Below are 23,160 nucleotides of genomic sequence, written 5' to 3'. Positions count from 1 at the left end.
GGAGACAACCCATGCCGCAGCCGCTCGAACCGACCCTCGCCGCACTGCCCAATCCGGCGCTGCGCTATTTCGCGGCGACGCGGCCGGCCTTTCTCTCGGTCACCTTCGTCGGCTGCCTTCTCGGACTGGCCACCGCCACCGTCAGCGGCATCCGCCTCGATCCGGCGCTGGCGACGCTGACGCTGTTCTTCGCCCTGGTGGCCCATGCCGGCGCCAACGTCATCAACGACTATTACGATGCGCTCTCCGGTTGCGACAGCGCCAACACCGAGCGCGTCTTCCCTTTCACCGGCGGCAGCCGCTTCATCCAGAACGGCGTGCTTACGGTCCGCGCCACCGGCGTTTTCGGCTATGCCCTGCTCGCCGCGGTGGTGCCGGCTGGCCTCTACCTCACCGCGGTCAGCGACGGCGGGCTGATCTGGATCGGACTGGCCGGGCTCATCGTCGGCTGGTCCTACTCGGCGCCGCCGCTCAAGCTGCAAAGCCGCGGGCTGGGCGAGTTCGGCATCACCGCGGGCTGGCTGCTGGTCGTCGTCGGCAGCGACTTCGTCCAGCGCCACGGTTTTTCCTTCACGCCTGTCGCTGCAGGCCTCGGCTTCGCCCTGCTGGTGGCGAACGTGCTCTACATCAACCAGTTTCCCGATGTGAAGGCCGATGCCTCGGCCGGCAAGCGCACGATGGTCGTGCGCCTCGGAGTCCAGCGCGCGCGCTGGGGCTACACCCTGATCACCTTGCTGACCTACGGCTGGGTCGTCGCCATGGTCGCCACGGGCATGCTGCCATGGCTGGCGCTAGCTTCCCTGCTGGCGGCCGGCGCCAGCGTCGGCGCGCTGCGCATTCTCTGGCGTCACGCGGCCGAGCCGACCCAACTGGTGCCGGCGCTCAAGCTGACCATTCTCGCCGCCTCGCTGCATGGCCTGCTACTGGCAGGCGCGCTGGTGCTGTCGCGCTGAGGCGGGCGGACGATGTTCCGCATTTCCCAGTTCATGCAGGAGATCGCCGCGCCGACACCGCTCGGTCCCGCGCGCAAACCGCCGGGGCCGGTGGTGATCTGGAACCTGGTGCGGCGCTGCAACCTCACCTGCAAGCACTGCTACTCGATCTCTGCCGACAAGGACTTCGCCGGCGAGCTGACGACCGCCGAAGTATTCGGCGTGATGGACGACCTCAAGTTATTCCATGTGCCGGCGCTGATCCTCTCCGGCGGCGAGCCGCTGCTGCGTCCCGACATCTTCGACATCGCGGGCCGTTCGAAGGCGCTCGGCTTCTATACCGCGCTCTCCAGCAACGGCACGCTGATCGACGAGGCCATGTGCCGCCGTGTCGAAGCCGCCGACTTCGACTACGTCGGCATCAGCCTCGATGGCATGGGCGCGACCCACGACAAGTTCCGCCGCATGCAGGGTGCCTTCGACAAGTCGCTGCACGCGATCCGCCTCTGCCGCGACGCCGGCCTCAAGGTCGGCGTGCGCTTCACGCTGACGCAGGACAACTTCGACGACCTGCCGGCGCTGCTGCAGCTGGTCGAGGACGAGGGCATCGATCGTTTCTACTTCTCGCATCTCAACTATGCCGGGCGCGGCAACAAGAACCGCAAGGACGACGCCCACCACCAGATGACGCGGCAGGCCATGGACCTGCTGTTCGACACCTGCTGGCGGCACCAGCAGCAGGGGCTGAAGAAGGAATTCACCACCGGCAACAACGATGCCGATGGCGTCTACCTGCTCTACTGGGTGCGACGCAATTTCCCGGACCTCGCGGCGCACATCCGGCAGAAGCTGGCGCAATGGGGCGGCAACTCCAGCGGCGTCAATGTCGCCAACATCGACAACCTCGGCAACGTGCATCCCGACACCATGTGGTGGCACTACACGCTCGGCAACGTGCGCGAGCGGCCGTTCTCGCAGATCTGGACTGACATCTCCGACCCGCTGCTGGCCGGGCTCAAGGCGCAGCCGCGCCATGTCGGCGGGCGCTGCGGCCGGTGTCGCCACTTCGACATCTGCGGCGGCAACACCCGCGTGCGCGCCCAGCAGCTCACCGGCGACCCGTGGGCGGAAGATCCGGGGTGCTACCTCAGCGACGAAGAAATCGGAGTCGTGCCATGCGCGGCCTGATCGCGTTCGTCCTCGCCTGCGCGACCGGCTGGGCAGTCGCCGCCGAGCCGCAGAATATTTTCCGGCAGCATTGCGTGGCCTGTCACGGACCCGACCGCCTCGGCATCACCGGCCCGGCGCTGCTGCCCGAGAGCCTGGAACGGCTGCGCAAGCCGGAGGCGATCAAGACCGTGCGCGAGGGCAGGGCGGCGACGCAGATGGAAGGATTCAGGGATCGCCTCTCGACCGAGGAAATCGAGGCGGTGGTGAACTGGATCTACACGCCGGTGAGCCCGAAGCCGGCGTGGACGGAGGCGCAGATCCGCGAGTCGCGCATCGTCAATTTCAAGCCGGGCAGCCTGCCCGACAAGCCGGCCGCCGTCTTCGACGGCGTCGACATGATGAACCTGTTTATCGTGGTCGAGACCGGCGACCATCACGTCACCGTGCTCGACGGCGACAAGCTCGAACCCATCCACCGCTTCCCCAGCCGCTACGCGCTGCACGGCGGGCCGAAGTTCACCCCGGACGGCCGCTACGTCTTTTTCGCCTCGCGCGATGGCTGGGTCAGCAAGTTCGACCTGTGGAACCTCAAGGTCGTCGCCGAGATCCGCGCCGGCATCAATACCCGCAACGTCGCGGTGTCGGGCGACGGCAAGTATGTCGCTGTCGCCAACTACCTGCCGCACACCCTGGTGCTGCTCGATGCCGACCTCAACCTGCTCAAGGTGCACCCGGTGCGCGACAAGGACGGCAAGGAAAGCTCGCGCGTGTCGGCGGTCTATGATGCTGCCCCGCGCCAGAGCTTCGTCGCCGCGCTCAAGGATGTGCCCGAGGTGTGGGAGATCAGCTACGATCCGAAGGCCGAGGATGTGCCCGTCGGCATGATCCACGACTTCAAGTACAAGGAAGGCGCCTTCATTCCGGGTTTCCTCAATCCGCGCCGCACCTTCCTGTCGACGCCGCTCGACGACTTCTTCTTCACGCAGGACTACTCCGAGCTGATGGGCGCCGCACGCGAGGGCGGCGGCGGCCAGGTGGTCAATCTTGACGCACGCAAGAAGGTTGCCGACCTCGACCTGCCCGGCATGCCGCATCTCGGCTCCGGCATCACCTGGGACTGGAACGGCCGCCGCGTCATGGCCTCGCCCAATCTCAAGGAGGGGATGGTCAGCGTCATCGACCTCAAGAGTTGGCAGACGGTGAAGCAGATCCCGACGCGCGGCCCCGGCTTCTTCATGCGCAGCCACGAGGCGACGCCCTATGCCTGGACCGATTCGATGATGTCCAAGGCCAAGGACACGCTGCAGATCATCGACAAGCGCACGCTCGAACGTGTGGCCGAGGTGAAGGTCGCGCCGGGCAAGACGCTGGCGCACGTCGAATTCACCCGCGACGGCAAGTACGCGCTGGCCAGCCTGTGGGAACGCAAGGCCGACGGCGGCGCGCTGGTGGTGTTCGATGCCGCGACCTTCAAGGAAGTGAAGCGCATCCCGATGGACAAGCCGGTCGGGAAGTACAACCTCTACAACAAGATCACCCGGTCAGAAGGCACCAGCCACTGAGGCGCGGGATCAGGCCTCGCCGTACGGCCAGCGCCGACTTTTCAGTGCCCCGTCAGCTGCGCATAGAGCAGCGGCAGCTTGGTCGGCAGTTCCTCGGGCTTGCGCAGCACGGTGAAGCCGCCGGGACCGAAGACGTGCGGTAGATACGAGGCACCCTCGCGGTCGATGGTGACGCAGAAGGGCTTGATGCCGGCTTTGCGGGCGTCGATCACGCTCATGCGCGTGTCCTCGATGCCATAGCGGCCCTCGTAGAGATCGATGTCGTGCGGCTTGCCATCCGACAGGATAAGCAGCAGGCGCATGGCGGCCGGCTGCTTATTCAGCAGCGTGGTGGCGTGGCGAATCGCGGCGCCGATGCGGGTGTAGTAACCGGGCTTGATGGCGGCGATGCGGCCGCGCGCGGCGGCGTCGAGCGGGTCGGCGAAGGTCTTGATCTCGTGGAAACGCACCAGGCTGCGCTTGAGCGAGGAGAAGCCGTAGAGGGCGAAGGCATCGCCGGTGGCGCCGAGCGCCTCGCCGAACAGCATCAGGCTGTCGCGGATGACGTCGATGACGCGGTGCTCGTCGGCGATTCCTGCATCGGTGGAGAGCGAGAGGTCGGCGAGGACGAGGCAGGCGAGGTCGCGCTCACGCTGATTCATCGCCAGATAGGCGCCGGCGTTGCCGAAGTGCTGGCCGGCGAGGCGGTCGGTGTGGATGCGCACGCAGGCGTCGATGTCGAGCTCGGTGCCGTCGGGCTGGGCCTTGAGCCAGCGCCGTGCCGGTGCCAGCGCCGCGAACTGGCTGCGCAATTTCCGCGCCGGGCGGCGCAGGCGTTCGGGCAGCGGCATGGGTTCGGCGCCGCGCGCGAGCAGCGGCTGCAGGCGGCAATAATCGGGCTTGAGTTCGTGCTTGCGGTAGTCCCACTCGGGCAGCGGGATGCCGGGGCCGAGGGGGATGTCGTCCTCGGCGGCAGCGGGCAGGTCGAGGTCGAAGCGCACCTTGGAGGCGACGCGCTGGCCGTCGTCGTCGGCCAGCGAGAGCTTGTCGAGGCTTTCGGCGGCGGCTCCCGCATCCGGGTTCTCGTCCTCGTCGGTGTCGCGATTGACGCGCACGAATTCGGCCCACGACAGGATGCTCTCGGCGCGGAACATCAGGATCATCGGCGACTCGTTCTCCGGCATGTCCACGCGCTCGGCCTGGTATTGCTTGCGCTCGGCCTCTTCCTGCTTGGCGCCGGCGCTTTCGGGGTTCTGATTGGCACCACCGCGGCCACGCGGCAGCGCTGTCGGCGCGGGATAGAGCCAGAGCGGCACGGGCTGCAGTGCCTTGGCCTTGGGGCGCGACAAGGTCGGCAGTCGCGGCACGGTGCCGGGCGCGGTCAGCGCCGCGCGCACCGCGCGTTCCTGTGCCGCCTCGTCCTCGGGCATCGTTTCGGGGGCAATGCGCTCGGCGATGGCGGCGGCCACCAGCCGGTCGTAGCGGGCCTTGAGTCCGGGAAAGCGATGCAGCGCCGAGATCGTCGCCTGCTGGTTGCGGACGATCCATTCGTGAGCCGACGGCGGCGGCTCGTGTGCGGCGACGGCCGTGAGCCACAGGTAGAGATCGCGGTTGAGGCTGCGGTCGGCGAAATAGGCGATGCTCGGCGGCAGCCGCAGCGTCTCCATGTCGAGCGCGGCGTGGGCGGAGCGCAGGCCGGTGCCGGCGATGCGTTCGAGCAGGCGGCGACGGGCGCCGTGGTGCTGGTCGCTGGCGGCGGCCACGCGCAGCCCGGCGTCGCCGCCGAGCGCGCGGAACACCACGCCCAGCGTCTTCTCCATGTCGGCCAGCCGCACGGCGGCCTCGGGATGGTCGCGCCGCGCGGTCTTGGTGATCCAGCGGTGCCAGAGGTCGCCGACCCACTCTTCCATGGCGTTATTTCATGGCGCTGTGCGCCAGCCTTGATTGTGATCTCGGTGCGTCCGGGACGCCGGGTATCCGATGCTGCTCATGTCCTCCGGGCTGGGCGACGCCCAGCCCTCCCCCTTTACTTCGCTGCATCGGATACCCGACGCCCCGGGCGAAGAACCTGTGGGCGTTGGTTTGCGTGAAAACCCACGCGGCCATTGTCTGGGTCGGTGGGGTGTCTCGACCAGCGAAGTAAAGGGGGAGGCGTTGGCTTATAGCCAACGCCGGAGGGCGTAGGCAGGGTTGCGCGGAGCACTGCTCCGCGCTGCCGTAGCCGGCTTGCTGTGCAAAGCAAGCCGTGGAACATGAGCAGGGCGGGACACCCCAGCGGCCCACGTGCGCGCAACTCTGAAACTGCGGGTGGTCCATTCCTAATCCCGCTTCCCCGTGAGGCTGACCTGCGCCTCGTTCTGCTGCGCGGCTTCATGTTCCACCCACGCCAGCAGCGTGCCCTTGGGTGAATCGCGCTGCACCGTGGCGCAGGCGGCGATGCACTGGCCGCACTGGGTGCAGGTGAACATCTGGTGCTTGGGCACGCGCGGCCGCAGCCGCATCGGGCAGACGCCCTCGCAGGCCGCGTAGCCGGGGCCGTCGGCGGTGTAGCAACTGTTGCAGTCGGCCGCGCGGCGGCGCTGGAAGCCGATCACCATGGCGCCGCGGTTGCCCATCCACGCCAGGCTCTGGAACAGGCCGACCGCGCAGCCGAAGCGGCAGAACAGGTGCCGCGCGAAAATGAATTCGAGCGTCAGCACCAGCGTGCCGACGCCGATGAACAGCGCCTGGTTGCGCGTCGGGGCGAGCGCGAGGAGGTTGCCGTAAACCTCCGCCGGCGGCAGCAGGTAGGTGATCAGCACGATGGCCCAGAGGGCGGCGAACAGCACGGTGAGCGGCAGGGTGACCAGCCACCAGCGCGCATCGACGACGAAGGCGCTGCCGTCCGGATTCTTCGGCGGCACGGGTTTGCGGTCCCACAGGCTCTGCTTGCCCGACGCATGGCGCATCAGGCGGTTGATGGTCTCGACCACCGAGAAATGCGGGCACAGCCAACCGCAGTAAAGTCGGCCCCAGCGCCAGGCGATGGCGAGGAAGATCGCGGCGCCGCCGAGCAGTGGCAGGAACAGGCGCAGCAGGATGTTGATGCCGGCTTCGGTCGCCGTGATCCTGCCGGCGAAGAAGTCGTCGAGGCCGAGGTGCCAGTCGAGGCCGAGGATGATGGCGTGGCCTTGGGTCAGATCGTAGCGGAAGATGTCGAAGACCGGCGCGACGACGAACAGCACGAAGAAGCCGATCTGCGCCCACAGGCGGCCGTGCTGGATCGCGCCGGCCTTGCCCGGCGCCGACTTGGTGTGCCAGCTGACCGGCGCCTCAATCACATTTGCGGCCGATGAGGGGATAGACATAGGGTTGTCCCGCCATGGCCTTGGCCAGGCCGAGGATGCCGAACATGATCAGCGTCGAGTGGATGCAGGTGAAGTAGAGGATGACGTAGGTCCAGGTCCATTCCGAATGGAGACCGAAGAGGAGCACGAAGCCGGCGACGGCGGCGACGATCAATGCGCCTCCCCAGAGGCTGACCCAGAAGGTCTGATCGAGATGGCAGCGGGCCAGCACCGGCGCGGTGCCGCGGTGCTTGAACCAGAGCCAGGCGATGGCGAGAAAGCCCAGCCCTGGCGCCAGCATCAGGTTGACCAGATAGAGCGACTCGGCCGCGATGGCGAGATCCTGGCCGGGCGCGGGGTCAGCGCCCGAATGTGGCAAGCACCACCTCCAGCAAGGCCTCGGCGACTTCCTGGTCGTCGGTGAGGCTCTCGACCAGCGAGGCACGGCAGGCCTCCACCGGGTCCATGCCGTCGCGTATGAGTATCGCCGCATAGACCAGCAGGCGCGTGCTGGCGACTTCCTCGAGGTCGACGTCCTTGAGCGCGCGCAGGCTGCGGCCGATGCCGACCAGGCGCTTGGCCGTCATCTCGTCGCAGCCGGTTTCGCCGCGGAGGATGCTTTCCTCGCGTTCGGCATTCGGAAAGTCGAAGCGCAGCGAGACGAAGCGCTGCCGCGTCGAGGGCTTCATGCCCTTCATGAAGTTCTGGTAGCCGGGGTTGTAGGAAACCACGAGCATGAACGAGGATGGCGCGTGCAGCACCTCGCCGGTGCGGTCGATGGGCAGCACGCGGCGATGGTCGGCCAGCGGATGGATGACGACGGTGGTGTCCTTGCGCGCCTCGACCACCTCGTCGAGGTAGCAGATGCCGCCTTCGCGCACGGCGCGCGTCAACGGGCCGTCGGACCAGTAGGTGGCGCCGTCGCCGATCAGATGGCGGCCGACCAGGTCGGCTGCGGTCAGGTCGTCGTGGCAGGCCACGGTGTAGATGGGAAGGTTCAGTTTCGCCGCCATGTAGGCGACGAAGCGCGTCTTGCCGACGCCGGTCGGGCCCTTGATCAGCACGGGCAGGTGGTTCTTCCAGGCGTGTTCGAAGAGATCGACTTCGTTGCCGGCGGCTTCGTAGTAGGGCAGTTCGGTATGGGGTGCGTTCATTTCAGACCTAGCCAGTACGCCAGCATGATGATCGCCAGCACGAGGAGCAGCCAGCCTAGCACGACCGCGCGCCAAAGAAATTTGACGCGACGCAAGGCCATGAAATCGTAGATCACCAGCCAGCCCTTGACGCCGGCGATGGCGAGGATGACGGCGACGGCCTTGGGGCCGGCGGCGTGGATTTCGCCGACGAACCAGGTGACGGCGGTCGCCGCCATCAGCGCGATCCAGACGACATTGAGGACATGGGGGCTCATATATTCATCGCATCACATAGACCAGCGGGAACAGGATGATCCACACCAGGTCGACCATGTGCCAGTAGGAGGCGCCGGTCTCGATGCCGTGGTGCTCGCGCGCCGTGTAGGCGCCCTGGCGCGCCTTGTTCCAGACGAAGCCGAGGATCACCATGCCCAGCACCACGTGCAGCGCGTGGAACATGGTGAGCGAGATGTAGAACATGTAGAAGGTGTTGGTGTCGAGGCTGATGCCGGCATCGAACTTGGCCGAGTACTCGAAATACTTGACGACAAGGAAAGCGAAGCCGGAGGCGATACCGGCAAGCAGAAAGTTGGCGGCTCCGTGGCGGCGGTCGGCCTTGATCGCCGCCACTGCCCGTGCAACGAACCAGCTGCCGGTGATCAGCAGCAGGGTGTTGAGGGCGCCGGCGTCGCGGTTCAGCGTCAGTTGCATCTCGTTGAAGAGGTCGAGGTTCTTCAGCCGGGTGATGGCGTAGGCGGCGAACAGCACGCCGAAGGCCAGCAGCTCGGCGAGGATGAAGACCCAGATGGCGAGGTCGCCGGGCGGATACTCGGCCAGGGCGTGGCCGTGGCGGCGGGCGTGGGCGGTCATGGTGCGGATGGATGAGGAAAGGCCTCAAGTATCAGCAAACCCTCATGGAGCCGCCTTGACTCGGGATAAGGTGAATCAACCCTTCCAGGTCTTTTCGCCGGCCGTTACGGCGAACGGCAGGCGGTTCTCGGTCGGCGGCAGCGGGCAGACCGCGAACGGGGTGAAGGCGCAGGGTGGATTGATGGCGCGGTTGAAGTCGAGCGTCAGGCGGTCGCCTTGCGGGGCGAGGGCATGCAGGAAGCGTCCGCCGCCGTAGGTTTCGCGACCGCTGCCGGCATCGGCTATGACGAAATGCAGCGGGTCTGCGTCTGGTCTCTGCGGGCGCAGCGCATGGACCACCCCATCCCGCGTGAAGCGGGCCAGCGTGCCGTCCCAGCGGGCTTCGATGCGCCACGCCGGATCGAAGTCGAAGCAGTCGATGCCGGTGAAATTGCGGCGCGTCGGACTCTCCGCGTCGCGCACGCGCAGCGCGAGGCGGCCGTCGCGCTCGATGACGAAGAAGCTGGTGGCGCCATGGCTGACGACGGTGGGTGCGCCGCCGGAATCGCTCCGCAGGACCTGCGGCGCGCCGTCCGTGGGCAACCATTCGGCCCGGCTGCCGGCGACGCGCAGGGCTCCGAGGTGGGGCGGCACGCCCGGCAGTTCGATGTCGCAGCCGGGGGCGGAGCCGACGCGATGCTCGCCGTCGTCGAGCCAGACGAGGCCGGCCAGCGTGAGCCAGCCGTCGGCCTTGGTCAGTTCGGCGAGACGGGCGGCGCGCCAGCGATCATGTTCTTCGAGTAAGGAGTGCATGGGTCGATGGTAGCAGCATCGCCGACTTGTCCGTACTCCCAAAACAAAACCGGCGCCCGTCTTGCGAGGGGCGCCGGCTGTGCTCGGGGCTTCAGGATCAGGCCTTGGCCTTCTCTTCGCCCGGGATGAAGAAGCTCGAGATGTAGACGATCAGGCCGATCAGGAAGATCACGCCGGCCCACTCGCGCATCCAGTAGAACATCGACACCTGCGCCTGCGCGTCCATGAAGGACATCGGCGTCGCGGACACGCGCTGCAGCCAGACCTGCAGGATGCCGGCGGCGGTGAGGAACAGCGTGATGAACACGATGGCGACGGTCATCAGCCAGAAGCCCCACATCTCGGCGACCTGCGCCTTGTTGCTGTTGGCGGCGCGACCGCGCATCAGCGGCATGGCGTAGGAGATCATGGTGATCACCACCATCACGTAGGCGCCGTAGAAGGCCATGTGGCCGTGCGCAGCGGTGATCTGCGTGCCGTGGGTGTAGAAGTTCACCGGAGCCAGGGTGTGGAGGAAGCCCCAGACGCCGGCACCGAGGAAGGACATCACGCCCGTGCCCAGCGCCCACAAGGTCGCGGCCTTGTTCGGGTGTTCGCGGCGGCGGCGGTTCACCATGTTGAAGGCGAACAGCGTCATGGCGAAGAAGGGGATGGGTTCCAGGGCCGAGAAGATCGAGCCGAACCACTGCCAGTACTCGGGCGTGCCGATCCAGTAGTAGTGGTGGCCGGTACCGATGATGCCGGTGACCAGGGTCAGGGTGATGATCACGTACAGCCACTTCTCGATCACTTCACGGTCGACGCCGGTGATCTTGATCAGCACGAAGGCCAGGATGGCGCCGAGGATCAGTTCCCACACGCCTTCCACCCAGAGGTGAACAACCCACCACCAGTAGAACTTGTCGCGCACGACGTTGTCCGGGTTGTAGAAGGAGAACAGGAAGAAGATCGCCAGGCCCCACAGACCGATCAGCAGCACCGTGTTGATCGCGGTCTTGCGGCCCTTCAGCACCGTCATGGTGATGTTGAAGAGGAAGGCCAGGGCGACGACGACAATGCCGAGCTTGGTGGGCAGCGGCTGTTCGAGGAACTCGCGGCCCATGGTCGGGATAAGGTCGTTGCCGGTCATCTTGGCCAGCGTGGCGTAGGGCACCAGCAGGTAGCCCACCACGGTCAAGGCGGCGGCGACGAGGAATATCCAGAACAGCGCAATGGCCAGTTTCGGACTGAAGAGCTCCGTTTCCGACTCCTCGGGCACGAGGTAGTAGGCGGCGCCCATGAAGCCCATCAGCAGCCAGACGATCAGTGCGTTGGTATGCACCATGCGCGCGACGTTGAACGGGATGTGCGGGAAGAGGAAGTCGCCCATCACATACTGCAGGCCCATGATCAGGCCGAACAGGATCTGTGCGACGAACAGCCCCAGTGCCGCGATGAAATACGGTTTGGAAACCGCTTGCGATTTGAATTGCATATTCAATCTCCTTTAAGTCGAGTCGGTTTCCGCATCAGCCTTCGATATTCGGAGGCCACTTGGCGGTGTCGATCTCGCCCACGTACTTGAAGAAGGCGACGAGGTCGTCCAACTGCTTGTCGGTCAGGTTGAATTGCGGCATCTGGCGGCGGCCCGGGGCACCGGTGGGCTGCGCCTTGATCCAGGCCTTGATGAATTCACCGCCGCGGCGCTTGTAGACGTTGCCGAGTTCGGGAGCGAAATAGGCGCCTTCGCCGAGCAGCGTGTGGCAGCCGATGCACTGGTTGGTCTCCCACAGTTTCTTGCCCGCCGCAATGTCCGGGTTGGCCAGCGCCGCGCGGTTGTCGCGCTTGGGTAGAACCTGCTCGGTGTTGTAAGTCAGGCCGAGGAACACCAGGAAGAAGAATATCGTTCCCCCGTAAAAGATGTTCCTTGCCGCCGACGTGGTGAATGATCCGCTCATTTAGCCCCCCTTTGATCATGCCGCACCATGCGGCGTGTCGGGACTTTAGGGAAGGCGGTCAAGCCATTCCTTGACGGCAGTCAATTCTGCCGGAATGCGGTCGCCAGGCGCCGGCGGGCGTGGCCAGGCAGGGCAGGAGGAACGACTTACTGGTGGGCGTTGAGCAGGCGTGCCTTGCTGCGGGCCTCCGCCTTGTTGGTCTCGGTCATCTGGCGGCCGTAGGCCTCGCGGGCCGCCTTGCCCTGTTTCGTCGCCTCGATGCTCTTGAGGCAGCGCCAGCGCTTGCCGGTCTTCGTCACCAGCAGGCGCATCTCGGCCTTCGGGTGGTGGATGCGGCAGTGGTAGCAGAAGATGGTCTCGGGGGTCGGAGCGGACATGTTTGACGGGAATTGAGGATTTCTTCCTGTGGACAGGCGCTAGTATGCCGAATAATCGCAGCTTTGGCGTCGCTGGCAGGCAGGATGGTACGGGGCAATCGTGCTGCGGGTGACCGTGTGATGCCCGGCTGCTGCCAGCGCTACCGTAAATTCGTACAATGCGGGGCGTTCAGTCGCTAGACTAATGCAATTCCAGGGGTGAGGCCGGTCGGTTCGGACGACATGGATAAAACGACAATTTTCACCAAGACCGCAAAGGGTCTGCGCGAAGCCTCTGGCAAGACCAGTCTCGTTTCGCGCAATGTGCGCAATCTTCTGAAGGACATCGACGGCAAGAACACCGTTCGTCACCTGCTGAAGAAGTTCGATTTCTCCGAGACCGATCTCCGGGACATCCTCAAGGAATTGCTCCAGGAAGACTTCATCCGCGAAGTCGAACGCGAGGCGCCTCCACCCGACACGTCGACCGCGCGCCCCACGTCGCCAGCGACGCCGAAGCCGGAGGGAGGCGGGGGCGGCGAAGATCTGGACTTTACTGCGCTGGTGGCCGCGCCGAGCCCGGCCGATCTGGCGGCGGAGCGCGCCAGGGCCGAGGAGGCGGAGCGTCAGGCACAGGCCGCTCGTGCGCAGCAGGATGCACAGGTGCGCGCCAGGGCCGAAGCAGAAGCAAGGGCTCGTCAGGAAGCGGAGGAGAAGGCGCGGCGTGAAGCCGAGGCGAAGGCCAGGGCGGAGGCCGAAGCGCGAGAGAAGAAGGAAGCGGAAGAAAGAGCGCAGCGGGAAGCGGGAGCGCGTGCCAAGGCGGAGGCCGAAGCGCGAGAGAAGAAGGAAGCGGAAGAAAGAGCGCAGCGGGAAGCGGGAGCGCGTGCCAAGGCGGAGGCCGAGGAAAAGGCGCGTCGCGAGGCGGAAGCGAAGGCGAGGGCGGAAGCCGAAGCCCGGGCGAAGATCGAGGCGGAGGCTCGGGCAAGGAAGGAAATCGAAGACAAGGTACGGCGCGAGGCCGAAGAGCGCGCGCGGCAGGAGGCCGAAGCACAGGCCAGGAAGGAAGCCGAAGAGAAGGCGCGGCGGGAAGCCGAGGCAAGCGAAAAGGCCGAAGCCAATGGGCGGGCGCTGGCGGAAGCGCAACAGCGCAAGCTCGCCGAGAAGAGGGCGCAGCGCGAAGCCGAGGAGCGCGCTCGACAGGAGAGCGAAGCGAAACCGAAGGCCGAAGCCGAAGAGAAGGCGCGGCGGGTAGCGGAAGAACGCACACGGCAGGAGGCCGACGCGAAGGCCAAGGCCGAAGCGGAAGAACGCACACGGCAGGAGGCGGAAGCGAAGGCCCGGGCCGAAGCGGAGGCGCGGGCGAAGCAGGAAGCCGAAGAGAAGGCGCGTCGCGAGGCGGAAGAGCGGGCGCGCAAGGAAGCCGAAGAGAAGACGCGTCGCGAGGCGGAAGAACGGGCGCGCAAGGAAGCCGAAGAGAAGGCGCGTCGCGAGGCGGAAGAGCGGGTGCGCAAGGAAGCCGAAGAGCAGGCGCGTCGCGAGGTGGAAGAACGGGCGCGCAAGGAAGCCGAAGAGAAGGCGCGTCGCGAGGCGGAAGAGCGGGCGCGCAAGGAAGCCGAAGAGAAGGCGCGTCGCGAGGCGGAAGAGCGGGCGCGCAAGGAAGCCGAAGAGCAGGCCCGCCGCGAGGCGGAAGAGCAGGCGCGCAAGGAAGCCGAAGAGAAGGCGCGTCGCGAGGCGGAAGAGCGCTCGCGCAAGGAAGCCGAGGAAAAAGCGCGGCGCGAAGAGGAGGACCGTGCCGAGCAAGCCGCCGAGGAACTGGCGCGTCGCGAAGCCGAGGAGCAGTCCCGCCGCGAAGCTGAAGAGCGGGCACAACGCGAAGTCGAAGAGCGGGCACAACGCGAAGAAGACGAGGCGCGGGCGGGCCGCGAGCGTGCCGCGGCCAAGCCCGCGGCGGCGGTCGCCAAGGCCGCTGGCGGCAAGCGCTTCGCCTGGGGGCGGCTGGTCGTGGCGGCAGCGGTGGCGTTGCCCGTGCTCGGTATCGCCCTGGTGCACGTCATGCCCTTCGACGGCAAGATTCCCGAACTGCAAAAGGCGGCCGGCACGCTGCTGCAACAGCCGGTCAAGATCGCGAGCGTGAATGCTTCGCTCTTCCCGCCGCACTTGAGTCTCGCCGGTGTCGTCGTCGGCGACGGCGGGCAGATCAAGGCACCGCGCGTCAAGCTCGCGGCGGGCATCGGCGCCATCTTCGGCGGCGACATGACGTTCGAGTCGCTCGAAGTGGAATCGCCGGTCCTGACCGACGAGGGCCTGTCATGGCTGGTCCTGCGCAAGCCGTCCGGTCAGGGCGCCAAGGCAGGCAAGGTCAGCATGAGCAACGTCAAGCTGGATTCGACGACCGTCAGCCTGCCCGCATTCTCGGTCAAGGCCGAGACCGGCGGCGACGGCCTGTGGAAGAAGGCGCAGCTCGAGACGACGGACAAGTCGCTGACGGTGGATATGACGTCGCAGGGCGAGACGGTACAGTTCGATGTCAGTGCCGCTTCGTTCGCCGTGCCCTTCGGCTCCAGCGTCGTGCTGGCCGACTTCAGCGCGACCGGGGTCGCAGGCAGCGGCGGCATCACGGTGACGGAATTCAAGAACCGCCTGCACGGCGGCCTCCTCTCCGGCAATGCCAGGCTGAAGTGGGGACGCCAGTGGAGCCTCGACGGCGAAGTCGTCGCACGCCAGATCGACACCGCACAACTGCTGCCGGGACTGCTCGAAGGCGACAAGCTCGAAGCCAAGGCCAGCTATGCAATGCGGGCCGAGGTCGCGGCGAAGCTGTTCGGCGCGGCGCGGCTCGACGGTACCTTCGTCATCAAGAAAGGCACGCTGGTCGGGATCGACCTCGCCCGCATGCTGCAAAGCGGCGACAGCGGCGGCAAGACGGAATTCAACGAACTCGCCGGCAGCTTCGTCCACGAGCGCGGCATGCTGCAGCTGCAGGGCTTGCGCCTGAGCGCGGGGAATCTCTCCGCCAGCGGCAGTGCCGAGGCTGACGCCAACAAGAGCATCCGCGGTCGCATTGCCGTCGAATTGCGCATGCCCGCGGAGACGCGCCGCGCCAGCATTACCGTCTCGGGAACGACCAAGGCCGCCGTCTGGAGCCGGCGCTAGGACCAACCCTCAGCGGCGCTGTCGATTGCCGCGCAGCGCCCGCACTTCGAAACTGATCGCATCCAGCTCGCGGCCGCCGACGTCCAGCAGGGCGAGGCGGTGGCGGCCGGGCTGCGGCAGCCACAGCACCACACCCCCGGCGCCACCGAGCCTGCGCTCATCGAGTTGCCATTGCCAGCCCTTCTGCGCCGGCGATGACAGGCGCAGGGGCAGGCGCTGGCGCATTGGCGGGATGTCCGGATCGAGGGCGATGACGGTGCCTTCCGCCGGATAGCTGATGCGCGCCAGCGCACGCGCGGCGGCGCCTCGCACCCGCTTCGTTTCCGTGCCGGCGACGAACCACTCCTGTCGCGGCGGCTCCTGCGACGGCTCGAAGCTCAGCGCGGTGCGCACGATGCCCGGTGGCGGCAGGGGCGGCGGGCTGCCGACTGACGGCCTGCCGCTGGCCGCATCGCCCCGGTGCAGCCAGTCCATCACTTCGCGCCAGACCGGCGCGGCGCCCGACACGCCGGACACGTCGTGCATCGCCTGGCCCGAGGCGTTGCCGACCCAGACCGCGACGGTGTAGCGGCGCGAGTAGCCGATGCACCAGTTGTCGCGCATGTCCTTGCTGGTGCCCGTCTTCACCGCGGCCCAGTAGGGCGTCGCCAGCCACGATTCGAGGCCGAAGGTGGCGGCCCGCGCGTTGCGGTCGGCGAGGATGTCGGCGACGATAAAGGCGGCCTGATCCGAAAACGCCTTGCGCCCCTTGCCGGCGAAGACCCCGGTACATCCGCTGTCGCGACAGGGCGCGGCGTCGGCGGGGTTCTGGCTGGCGCGCAACGGCGACCAGCGGCCGCCGTTGGCCAGCGTGCGGTAGGCGTTGGCCAGCATCAGCAGCGAGACGTCGGCCGAGCCGAGCGCGAGGCTGTAGCCGTACCAGTCGCCGTTCTCGTTGAGGCTGTCCAGACCCGCCAGCCGCAGGCGCTGGCGGAAGGGCTCGGGGCCGATGCGCACCAGCGTCTTCACCGCCGGCACGTTGAGCGAGCCGCCGAGCGCGCTGCGCGCCGAAATCCAGCCACGATACTGCGGCTCATAGTTCTGCGGCGCGTAGAGGCCGTTGCCGGTGTCGAGCGTCAGCGGCGCGTCCTCGATCAGCGAGGCCGGCGTCAGGTTGCGGCGTTCGAAGGCGAGCGCGTAAAGGAAGGGCTTGAGCGTCGAGCCGGCCTGGCGCAGCGCGGTGACGCCATCCACTTCGGCCGCCTCCGACAGCGTGCCGCTCGATCCGATCCAGGCCAGCAGTTCGCCGCTGGCGTTGTCGATCGCCACCACCGCGCCGTCCTCGGCGTTCTGCTGCGCCAGCGCCGAGAGGTGCCGGTGCAAGGCCTCGCCGGCGAAGCGCTGCAATTCGGCGTCGAGCGTGCTTCTGACCGTCTGGCCCGGGCGATTGAGCAGCCTGCGCGCGAGATGTGGCGCGAGCGCGGGTGTTTCGGCGCCCTGGCGCAGGGCACCCGCCAGGGTGCTGGCCGCGTAGCCGTCGAGGCCCGCACATTCGCCCGGCCGCTGCATTTCCTTGAGGATGGCGCAGGCGCGCTGCGCCACCTTCGAGGCTGGGGCATTGGGTGCGCGCAGCAGGGCCGCGGCCAGCGCCGCCTCGCGCTCGTCGAGGCCGTCGGGCCACTTGCCGAACAGCGTGCGGCTCATCGCGCCCACGCCCTGCAACTCGCCGCGGAAGGCCGCGAGGTTGAGATAAGTCTCGAGGATCTGGCGCTTGCTCCACTGGCCGTCGAGGCGCAACGCGACGCTTGCCTGCGTGACCTTCTCGAACAGGCTGCGGCGGCCGCGGCGCCGCGCATCCTCGTCGATGAGGCCGGCGAGCTGCATGGAGAGCGTACTGGCGCCGCGCACGCGCTCGCCGCCGAGATTGCTCCAGGCCGCACTGCCGGCCGCCTGCCAGTCGACGCCGCCGTGCTCGAAGAAACGCTTGTCCTCCGACAGCACCACCGCGCGCAGCAGCGCGGGCGAGATCTCGTGCAAGGGCGTCCAGGCGAAGCGGCGCACCGTTGGATCGACCCGCAGGCTCTGCAGCGGACGGCCGTCGCGCGCGAGCAGCGTCGCCTCGGATGACACGTAGGCAGCCTTGACCTCGGCATGGCTCGGCAGCGCAAAACTCGGCCCTGGCGCCACGGTGAGTGTCGCCAGGGCAATCGTCGCCAGCGCCCGTCGCATCATTCGCCCACCACCAACTTCGCGTTGGGCGTCTCGCCGAATACGTCGGGTGCATACATCGCCTCGACGCGCGTCGGCGGCAGGCTGAACTCGCCGGCGTTGTTGATGCGCACGGTGTAGTCGATCTGGAACGGCCCCTTGGGCACGACCTCGTAGTAGGCGCGGAAGAAGCCGAAGGTGCGCTCGACGAAGGTCGGCCAGACGCGGCGCGCCAAGCGGTTTTCATCCATGGTGGCGATGTGCGAGTCGCGGCCGTCGCCGTCCCCCATGATGCGCGCGCCGGCCGGGATCGGGTCGGAGACGACCACCCACGTCATGTCCTGCTCGGCCTCGACGCGCACCGTGACGCGCCACAGGTCGCCGCGGCTGACCTTGCCCGCCGTCTTCTCCTGCAGCGGCGCGACGCTGCGCGTGACGCGGTAGCCGAAGGCGCGCGGCGCGCCCGCCGGAATTGCGGCGAGCACCTGCACCGAGGCCCAAGGCTTGCCGCTGCCCTCGTGCTGGATGTAGAGCCTGTCGTTCGCCGGCGGCCAGGGAAGGGACAGCGGCGCAAGCTCGCCCTCGTTCTGGCCCGCTTTCCATTTCAGCTCGGCACTGGCCTTGCCGAGGCTCGCGCGGGTCGTGCCGGTCACGGTCTCGCGTTCGAACTTGCGGCCGAACCGGTCGAGCACCAGCGCGGCCCAGGCATTGGCCGTGGTGGTGAACCAGCGGCCGTGGGCCTGGCGCTCGATCGCGCCGCGCACCAGCCGCGGCAGGTCCTCCTTCCAGGCCGGCTCGTCCATCACGGCCTCGATCAGGCGGAAGGCGTTGGAGTCGCCGCTGATCATCATCCACCACCAGTAGTCGGAGCGCTCGGTGGTGAAGCTCAGCCGCCCGCCGGTGTAGGCGAGGCGGTTGCGCAGCTCCTGCTCGGCCGCGGCGAGGCGTGCCGTGCGTTGCGGCAGTTCGGGCAGGCGCTTCGCGACCAGGTACCAGTCGATCAGGGCGGCGGTGGGCAGGCGCATCGGCTCGACGTCGAGCGCGGCGGCGATGCGCGTCGGCCCGGCCAATCCACTAGTGGGCACGTTCTGCCGCGTCAGCGCCTGCAGCGCGAACAGCTTGCGCACCGTGAGGTCGTTGCTCGGATCGTTGAGCGGCGACCAGTGCGTGGGCTTGATGCGTCCCTCGGCGAAGGCGGTGAGGCCCTGCAGCATGCGGTTCCTCGCGTCCTCGGGCAGCGCCAGGCCCGAGAGCGCCGCGAGGTCGAGCAAGTAGGCGGTCAGCACCACGCTGCCCGGTCCGTCGCCGGGGAAGTAGCGCGCCAGGCCGTTGCCGTCGAGATAGCCCGGCAGGCCGTCGGCGATCTCCTGCCAGCGTTTCGCATCGCGCAGGCCGGCGGCGATCGAGGCCTTCTGCTCGAGGCAGATGAAGGGGTAGGTCTCGAAGAAGCGCTTCAGTTCCGGTGGCGGCGTCGACAGCTTCGGCGACAGGCCGATCTCGATGCCGCCCTTGCCCGGCAGCGCGCCGGCGGGCAGCGCCGAGGCGACGTCGTACTTGCCCTCGACGCGGACGAAGGTCGCCTGCTGCACCGTCACCGGCACGGCCGGCGCGACCTCCTGCACGATTTTCAGCCTGTCCTTCGCGCTTCCGCCGCCTTCTTCGTTCGCCTCGAATTCCCAGACGAGTTGCTTCACGTCCTCGGGCGCCTGGCCGTCCCAGCGCAACTCGGCCGCACCCTCGGGCTCGAGCTTGACCGTGCGCTTGTCCAGCGGCTTGCCGCCGAGTTTGGCGGCGACCGCGACGTTCATCGCACGCGCGGTGCCGTTCCTCAGCGTGAGCAGCCCCGTGAACGTGTCCTTCTCCCGCACCAGCGGCGGCAGGCCCGAGATCATCTGCAGGTCCTGCTTCGTGCGCACCGCGGCCGAGCCGGTGCCGAACAGGCTGGTTCCTGAAGTCGCGACACCGACGAGCTTGAACTCGGTGAGCGAGTCGTTCATCGGCACCTTGATCGTCGCCGTACCGTCAGCGCCGACTTTTACGCGCGGGTTCCAGCTCAGCAGCGTGTCGAAGAGCTCGCGCGCCGGCGCGCGTCCGCCGCCGCCGCCCGGCGGCAGCGCCTTCTTGCCGAAGTGGCGCTTGCCGATCACCTGCGACTGCGCGGTCGCTGTCTCCACTTCGTAGGCGCGCTTCTGCAGCAGCGCTTCGAGCAGGTTCCAGCTGTCGTTGGGGCGCAGTTCGAGCAGCGCCTGGTCGACGGCGGCGAAGGCCACTTCGGTGCCGGCGGGCGCGGGCTTTCCCTCGGCCGTCGTCACCTTGAGCTTCACCGTGGCTTCCTCGCGCGGGCGGTAGTCCTTGCGCTCGGTCGCGACGTCCACCTTGAGGCGGAAGGCCTCGGTACCGACGCCGATCTCGCCGAGGCCGATGCGGTAGGCCGGCTTGGCCAGATCGACCATCGCGGTCGGTTTGAGCGGCGCCCACCATTCCTTGAACCAGCTCGACGGCTCGCGCCAGCCCCACTGGAAGAAGGAGTACCACTTGAGCGGCTCGACGCGACCGCGCACCGCGAGCACCGAGACGAAGACGTTGGGCGCCCATTCGCCCTTGACCGGCAGTTCGACCACCGGCTTGAAGCGCGACAGCGGCCGCACGAAGGTCTCGATCACGCCGCCGGCCTCGACCGAGATCAGCGCGGTCGCCTCGCGGAAGGGCGTGCGCACCTGGAAGCGCGCGGTCTCGCCGGCCTTGTATTCGCGCTTCTCCGGGATGACGTCGATGCGGTCCTGGTTGCCGGCGGTGAACCAGAGGTCGCCGCCGCCGGTGATCCAGTAGCTGCTGCCGCTGCGCGCGGCGTTGCCCTGGCCGTCGCGCGTTTCGGCCAGCAGGTAGATCGAGCCGGGGTCGGCGACCGCTTTTCCGCTTGGCTCGCAGAAGAACAGGCCGCGGCTGTCGGTGCGGCCGCTGCAGACCTCGCCGAGGTCCTTGTATTCGTGGTGGTGTTCGTAGGCGTAGAAGCCGCCGACGATGCGTCGCCGGTGCGAATAGTCGATGCGCCGCTGCGCCTTGACGGTGACCGCTTGGTCGGCGAGCGGCTTGCCGTTGGTGTCGAGCGCGACGATCTCGGCGTGGGTGCCGTCCTTGCGACTCGCGGCCCAGTCGGCCACGCGCATGCCGAGTACCACCGCGGCGGGCCACAGCTCGACGCTGCCGCGTATGGTCTGGATCTCGCCGTTGGGATCGGAGAAGCGCATCTCGGCGTAGAGCTCGCTCGGCCCCTTGGGCTTGGCCGGCAGCGTCACCTCGAGCTTGCCGGCGCCGGCGCGGTCGAGCGTCACCGCCTGCTTGTCGAGCACCAGGTGCTCGTCCTCGCGGCCCTCGTCGACGCCGAAGGCGGACAGCGTCTCGCGGTCGAAGCCGAGGCCGAAGCTGTAGCGCTCGTAGCGCGGATAGGTCGGCCAGCGCGGGCGCAGCGTGGCCGAGACGTCGACCGCCGCGCCCTTGGCGGCGCCGCCGTTGAGGAAGGACAGGCCCAGCGTCAGCGGCACCTTCGTCGGCGCCACCTGCCGCGGCGGCACGCCCTGCACGCTGCCCGTGAACACCGGCAGGCGGAAGTCGCTGACGCGGAACTCGCCGCCGCTGCTCATGCCGCCCCGGCCGCCTGAATAGGCGATCTCGTAAGTGCCGCGCTTGGCCGAGTCGGGGATCTTCCACTGGCTGATCGCGCTGCCCTGCATGTCCCATTCGAGCGGCTGGGAGAACTCCGTGCCGGTCTCCGTATGGCGGATGGTCAGGCGCTTGGGCAGGGCGGCCGCGTCGGGGAAGGCGAAGCCCCTGCTGCCGCGTGCGCGCGCGACGTGCTTCATCGACACCGTCTGCCCGGCGCGGAACAGCGAGCGGTCGAGGATGGCGTGGATCTTCATCTCGCTGCGCTCGCCCCAGGTCTCGACGCCGAAGCGCCAGGGCTCGATGCCCTCGTTCCAGTCGGAGCGCACGAAGCTGTAGTCATCATTGAGGCGCGCGCTGGCGAAGACGAAGTTGCTCTCCTTGCAGTACGCGGCCTTGATCGGCTTGTCGATGAGCGCGCGGCCCTGGGCGTCGGTCTTGCCGCTCCACTGCGGCTTGCCGTCGCAGGTCGAGATGCGCACCTCGGCATTGCCGACCGGATTGCCGCTGTCCAGCGCCGTCACCCAGACCAGCGCGTTGTCGCGGCCGAGCTTGAGATGCACCGCCATGTTGGTGACCAGCACCGCGCTGCGCACGTACATCGGCGCGGGCTTGGCGAGCAGCGCGGCGCCGAGCAAGCGGCTCTCGATCTCGACGATGTGGTAGCCGGGCTTGGCCAGCGGGATGCCCACCACCTCGAACTCGGCGCTGCCGCCGGGCTTGGGCAGTTCCTGGCGGTTGACGTTGGCCTGCCCGGCGAGGAAGGGCAGCTCGCGGGCGTAGTGCGGGTCGATGGCGTCTTCCACCTTGCCGTTGCGTTCGAGCTTGACCTTGCGCGTCTGGCGCTCGAAGCGCGCCAGCGCCTCCATCGCGGCGATGACGTCGCCGTCCTCGGTCAAGCGCTTGTCGGCGAGGCTGTGGCTGCCCGGCAGCCTGAGGCTGCTGGTAGGCAGCTTGGCCTCGACGTTGCGCAGCGTCACCGGCAGCAGCCCGCCTTCCTTGAGCTCGACGATGCCGAAGCTGCCGGGGAACTTGGCCAGCGGCGGCAGCGCGCCGGTGCGGAACTTCAGCGGGAAGCTCGCCGCGTTCTCGAGCGTGCGGCCGGCGTCGTCCTTGATGCCGGCGGGCAGTTCCAGGCGCAGCTCTGCGTTCTGCGGGAAGGGGCCGGGGAAGGCGACGGCACGCGCCGTCGTCTCGCGCCGGCTGCTGTCGCGCTCGGGGTCCTTGGGGCTGCGCGCGCCTTCGGGCGTCACCAGGCGGATCTTTTGCAGCAGCTTGGCGTCGGTGAACGCGGTGAACTCGACGTTGATGGCCGACAGCGGCGAGCAGGGCGCGCCGGCCTTCTCGCGTTCGCAGCTGAGCTTGGCGCGGAAGGGCTCGCGCACCGTATAGACGAAGCTCTCCTCCTTCTCGGATTTGGCCCCGTTGGCGGCTTCGACCCCCTTGCCCCACACCAGCTTCATCTTCGCGCCCGGCGGCAGGCGCTCGGCACAGGCGAGCACCAGCGGCTCCGGGCCGAAGTTGCCATGGACGTGGGAGAGGATTTCGCGGCGCTGCGCCTCCGGCAGCAGGCGCACGCCGATGCGGTTGCCCACGCCGTCGGCCTCGCACCAGATGTCCTTCTCTGCCGACGCCGGCTTTATCGCCCCGCCGCCGTTGATGATGAAGGCCTGCTCCTCGTCCACCGCGCCGCCTGGCCGCGGCTGGATGGACCGCGGCCAGGGGCCGGCGGCGAAGAACTCGAAGCGGCCCTTGCCCGTCACCGCCTCGCCGTTGAGTGCGACCTGGCCGGAACGCAGCAGGAACTCGCAGCGCTCGCCGGCGGCCAGCGGCTGGTTGAGCTGCCAGGCCCAGGTGCGCGGATCGACCCAGCGCCCCTCGCCCCTGATCTGGCCGCAATTGACCGTGAAGGGCGCCGGCGCCGTGGTCGCGCCCAGCTCGACCATCGGCGTGCTGAACAGCACCGTCGCCCGCGTCTGCTGGTCGATGCGGCCCTGCGGCTGGAACTGCTGCACGGTGGCGGCGACGGCGAGGCCGGCGTGGAGGGCGAGGGCGAAGAGGATCGGCAGACGCATCATGGTGGTCACCTGTCGGGAAGGG

Annotated in this window: 16 protein-coding genes; 4 read left to right on the top strand and 12 right to left on the bottom strand. The window is 68.0% G+C overall.

Translation table 11 applies throughout. From position 1 onward, the window contains the following. Window positions 1-11 precede the first annotated feature (11 nt). From EJE94_RS13465 to EJE94_RS13455, 3 genes are read left to right on the top strand one after another with little or no spacing between them, the layout of a single operon-like run. Window positions 12-953: a prenyltransferase gene (locus EJE94_RS13465; protein ID WP_121242939.1), complete on the top strand. Its 942-nt coding sequence runs from the start codon at window positions 12-14 to the stop codon at window positions 951-953. Window positions 954-965: 12 nt separating this feature from the next. After that, entirely contained in the window at window positions 966-2,120 is a 1,155-nt protein-coding gene (gene nirJ / locus EJE94_RS13460) for a heme d1 biosynthesis radical SAM protein NirJ (RefSeq protein WP_121242937.1), read from the top strand. Further along, the gene (locus tag EJE94_RS13455; RefSeq protein WP_121242935.1) at window positions 2,108-3,664 is read left to right on the top strand and encodes a nitrite reductase; all 1,557 of its coding nucleotides are present in this window, start codon (window positions 2,108-2,110) and stop codon (window positions 3,662-3,664) included. The genes nirJ and EJE94_RS13455 overlap by 13 nt, the downstream gene beginning before the upstream one ends. A gap of 41 nt (window positions 3,665-3,705) precedes the next feature. Here EJE94_RS13455 and EJE94_RS13450 read toward each other — a convergent pair whose 3' ends face one another. The 10 genes from EJE94_RS13450 to EJE94_RS13405 all read right to left on the bottom strand — a co-directional run bounded on the left by EJE94_RS13450 (window position 3,706) and on the right by EJE94_RS13405 (window position 12,081). Beyond that, window positions 3,706-5,553 carry a nitric oxide reductase activation protein NorD gene (locus EJE94_RS13450; RefSeq protein WP_121242933.1) on the bottom strand — a complete coding sequence of 616 codons (1,848 nt, stop codon included), beginning with the start codon at window positions 5,551-5,553 and terminating at the stop codon, window positions 3,706-3,708. A gap of 408 nt (window positions 5,554-5,961) precedes the next feature. Further along, window positions 5,962-6,963, bottom strand: a complete 1,002-nt coding sequence (locus EJE94_RS13445) for a 4Fe-4S binding protein (RefSeq protein WP_243642619.1) — start codon at window positions 6,961-6,963, stop codon at window positions 5,962-5,964. Continuing rightward, window positions 6,956-7,348: a hypothetical protein gene (locus EJE94_RS13440; protein WP_121243194.1), complete on the bottom strand. Its 393-nt coding sequence runs from the start codon at window positions 7,346-7,348 to the stop codon at window positions 6,956-6,958. Before EJE94_RS13440 ends, EJE94_RS13445 begins: the two co-directional genes overlap by 8 nt. Continuing rightward, window positions 7,329-8,123: a CbbQ/NirQ/NorQ/GpvN family protein gene (locus EJE94_RS13435; protein WP_121242929.1), complete on the bottom strand. Its 795-nt coding sequence runs from the start codon at window positions 8,121-8,123 to the stop codon at window positions 7,329-7,331. The genes EJE94_RS13440 and EJE94_RS13435 overlap by 20 nt, the downstream gene beginning before the upstream one ends. Continuing rightward, entirely contained in the window at window positions 8,120-8,380 is a 261-nt protein-coding gene (locus tag EJE94_RS13430) for a cytochrome C oxidase subunit IV family protein (protein ID WP_121242927.1), read from the bottom strand. The genes EJE94_RS13435 and EJE94_RS13430 overlap by 4 nt, the downstream gene beginning before the upstream one ends. A 4-nt stretch (window positions 8,381-8,384) precedes the next feature. After that, on the bottom strand, window positions 8,385-8,975 hold the full coding sequence (locus EJE94_RS13425; RefSeq protein ID WP_121242925.1) for a cytochrome c oxidase subunit 3 family protein: 591 nt from the start codon (window positions 8,973-8,975) through the stop codon (window positions 8,385-8,387). A gap of 75 nt (window positions 8,976-9,050) precedes the next feature. Next, window positions 9,051-9,767: a DUF1684 domain-containing protein gene (locus EJE94_RS13420; protein WP_121242923.1), complete on the bottom strand. Its 717-nt coding sequence runs from the start codon at window positions 9,765-9,767 to the stop codon at window positions 9,051-9,053. A 97-nt stretch (window positions 9,768-9,864) separates the two neighbouring features. After that, complete coding sequence (locus EJE94_RS13415; RefSeq protein ID WP_121242921.1) at window positions 9,865-11,241, bottom strand: cbb3-type cytochrome c oxidase subunit I; 1,377 nt, start codon at window positions 11,239-11,241, stop codon at window positions 9,865-9,867. Between the two features lie 34 nt (window positions 11,242-11,275). Next, window positions 11,276-11,704, bottom strand: coding sequence for a c-type cytochrome (locus EJE94_RS13410; RefSeq protein WP_121242919.1), 429 nt, complete (start codon window positions 11,702-11,704; stop codon window positions 11,276-11,278). 146 nt (window positions 11,705-11,850) lie between these two features. Beyond that, the gene (locus tag EJE94_RS13405; RefSeq protein ID WP_121242917.1) at window positions 11,851-12,081 is read right to left on the bottom strand and encodes a hypothetical protein; all 231 of its coding nucleotides are present in this window, start codon (window positions 12,079-12,081) and stop codon (window positions 11,851-11,853) included. Window positions 12,082-12,303: 222 nt separating this feature from the next. On the opposite strand from EJE94_RS13405, the gene EJE94_RS13400 reads away from it, so the two are divergent. Further along, window positions 12,304-15,213: a hypothetical protein gene (locus EJE94_RS13400; protein WP_121242915.1), complete on the top strand. Its 2,910-nt coding sequence runs from the start codon at window positions 12,304-12,306 to the stop codon at window positions 15,211-15,213. A gap of 9 nt (window positions 15,214-15,222) precedes the next feature. Here the strand turns inward: EJE94_RS13400 and pbpC are convergent, their stop codons facing one another. Beyond that, window positions 15,223-17,424 carry a penicillin-binding protein 1C gene (gene pbpC, locus EJE94_RS13395; RefSeq protein ID WP_121242913.1) on the bottom strand — a complete coding sequence of 734 codons (2,202 nt, stop codon included), beginning with the start codon at window positions 17,422-17,424 and terminating at the stop codon, window positions 15,223-15,225. Beyond that, window positions 17,421-23,138 (bottom strand): alpha-2-macroglobulin family protein, encoded by a 5,718-nt coding sequence (locus EJE94_RS13390; RefSeq protein WP_121242911.1) that lies wholly within the window; start codon window positions 23,136-23,138, stop codon window positions 17,421-17,423. The genes pbpC and EJE94_RS13390 overlap by 4 nt, the downstream gene beginning before the upstream one ends. Window positions 23,139-23,160: the final 22 nt, after the last annotated feature.

It is taken from the genome of Sulfurisoma sediminicola, assembly GCF_003865015.1.
Lineage (GTDB): Bacteria > Pseudomonadota > Gammaproteobacteria > Burkholderiales > Rhodocyclaceae > Sulfurisoma > Sulfurisoma sediminicola.
The sequence above is the reverse complement of the archived record's forward strand: the minus strand, read 5'-3'. Positions and strand labels throughout refer to the sequence as shown.

What these genes read in the sequence shown, in the direction of transcription:
- pbpC (WP_121242913.1), bottom strand. Translation starts at nt 17,424, where the DNA reads ATGATGCGACGGGCGCTGGCGACGATTGCCCTGGCGACACTCACCGTG.
- EJE94_RS13425 (WP_121242925.1), bottom strand. Translation starts at nt 8,975, where the DNA reads ATGACCGCCCACGCCCGCCGCCACGGCCACGCCCTGGCCGAGTATCCG.
- nirJ (WP_121242937.1), top strand. Translation starts at nt 966, where the DNA reads ATGTTCCGCATTTCCCAGTTCATGCAGGAGATCGCCGCGCCGACACCG.
- EJE94_RS13430 (WP_121242927.1), bottom strand. Translation starts at nt 8,380, where the DNA reads ATGAGCCCCCATGTCCTCAATGTCGTCTGGATCGCGCTGATGGCGGCG.
- EJE94_RS13465 (WP_121242939.1), top strand. Translation starts at nt 12, where the DNA reads ATGCCGCAGCCGCTCGAACCGACCCTCGCCGCACTGCCCAATCCGGCG.
- EJE94_RS13420 (WP_121242923.1), bottom strand. Translation starts at nt 9,767, where the DNA reads ATGCACTCCTTACTCGAAGAACATGATCGCTGGCGCGCCGCCCGTCTC.
- EJE94_RS13405 (WP_121242917.1), bottom strand. Translation starts at nt 12,081, where the DNA reads ATGTCCGCTCCGACCCCCGAGACCATCTTCTGCTACCACTGCCGCATC.
- EJE94_RS13450 (WP_121242933.1), bottom strand. Translation starts at nt 5,553, where the DNA reads ATGGAAGAGTGGGTCGGCGACCTCTGGCACCGCTGGATCACCAAGACC.
- EJE94_RS13410 (WP_121242919.1), bottom strand. Translation starts at nt 11,704, where the DNA reads ATGAGCGGATCATTCACCACGTCGGCGGCAAGGAACATCTTTTACGGG.
- EJE94_RS13390 (WP_121242911.1), bottom strand. Translation starts at nt 23,138, where the DNA reads ATGATGCGTCTGCCGATCCTCTTCGCCCTCGCCCTCCACGCCGGCCTC.
- EJE94_RS13415 (WP_121242921.1), bottom strand. Translation starts at nt 11,241, where the DNA reads ATGCAATTCAAATCGCAAGCGGTTTCCAAACCGTATTTCATCGCGGCA.
- EJE94_RS13455 (WP_121242935.1), top strand. Translation starts at nt 2,108, where the DNA reads ATGCGCGGCCTGATCGCGTTCGTCCTCGCCTGCGCGACCGGCTGGGCA.
- EJE94_RS13435 (WP_121242929.1), bottom strand. Translation starts at nt 8,123, where the DNA reads ATGAACGCACCCCATACCGAACTGCCCTACTACGAAGCCGCCGGCAAC.
- EJE94_RS13400 (WP_121242915.1), top strand. Translation starts at nt 12,304, where the DNA reads ATGGATAAAACGACAATTTTCACCAAGACCGCAAAGGGTCTGCGCGAA.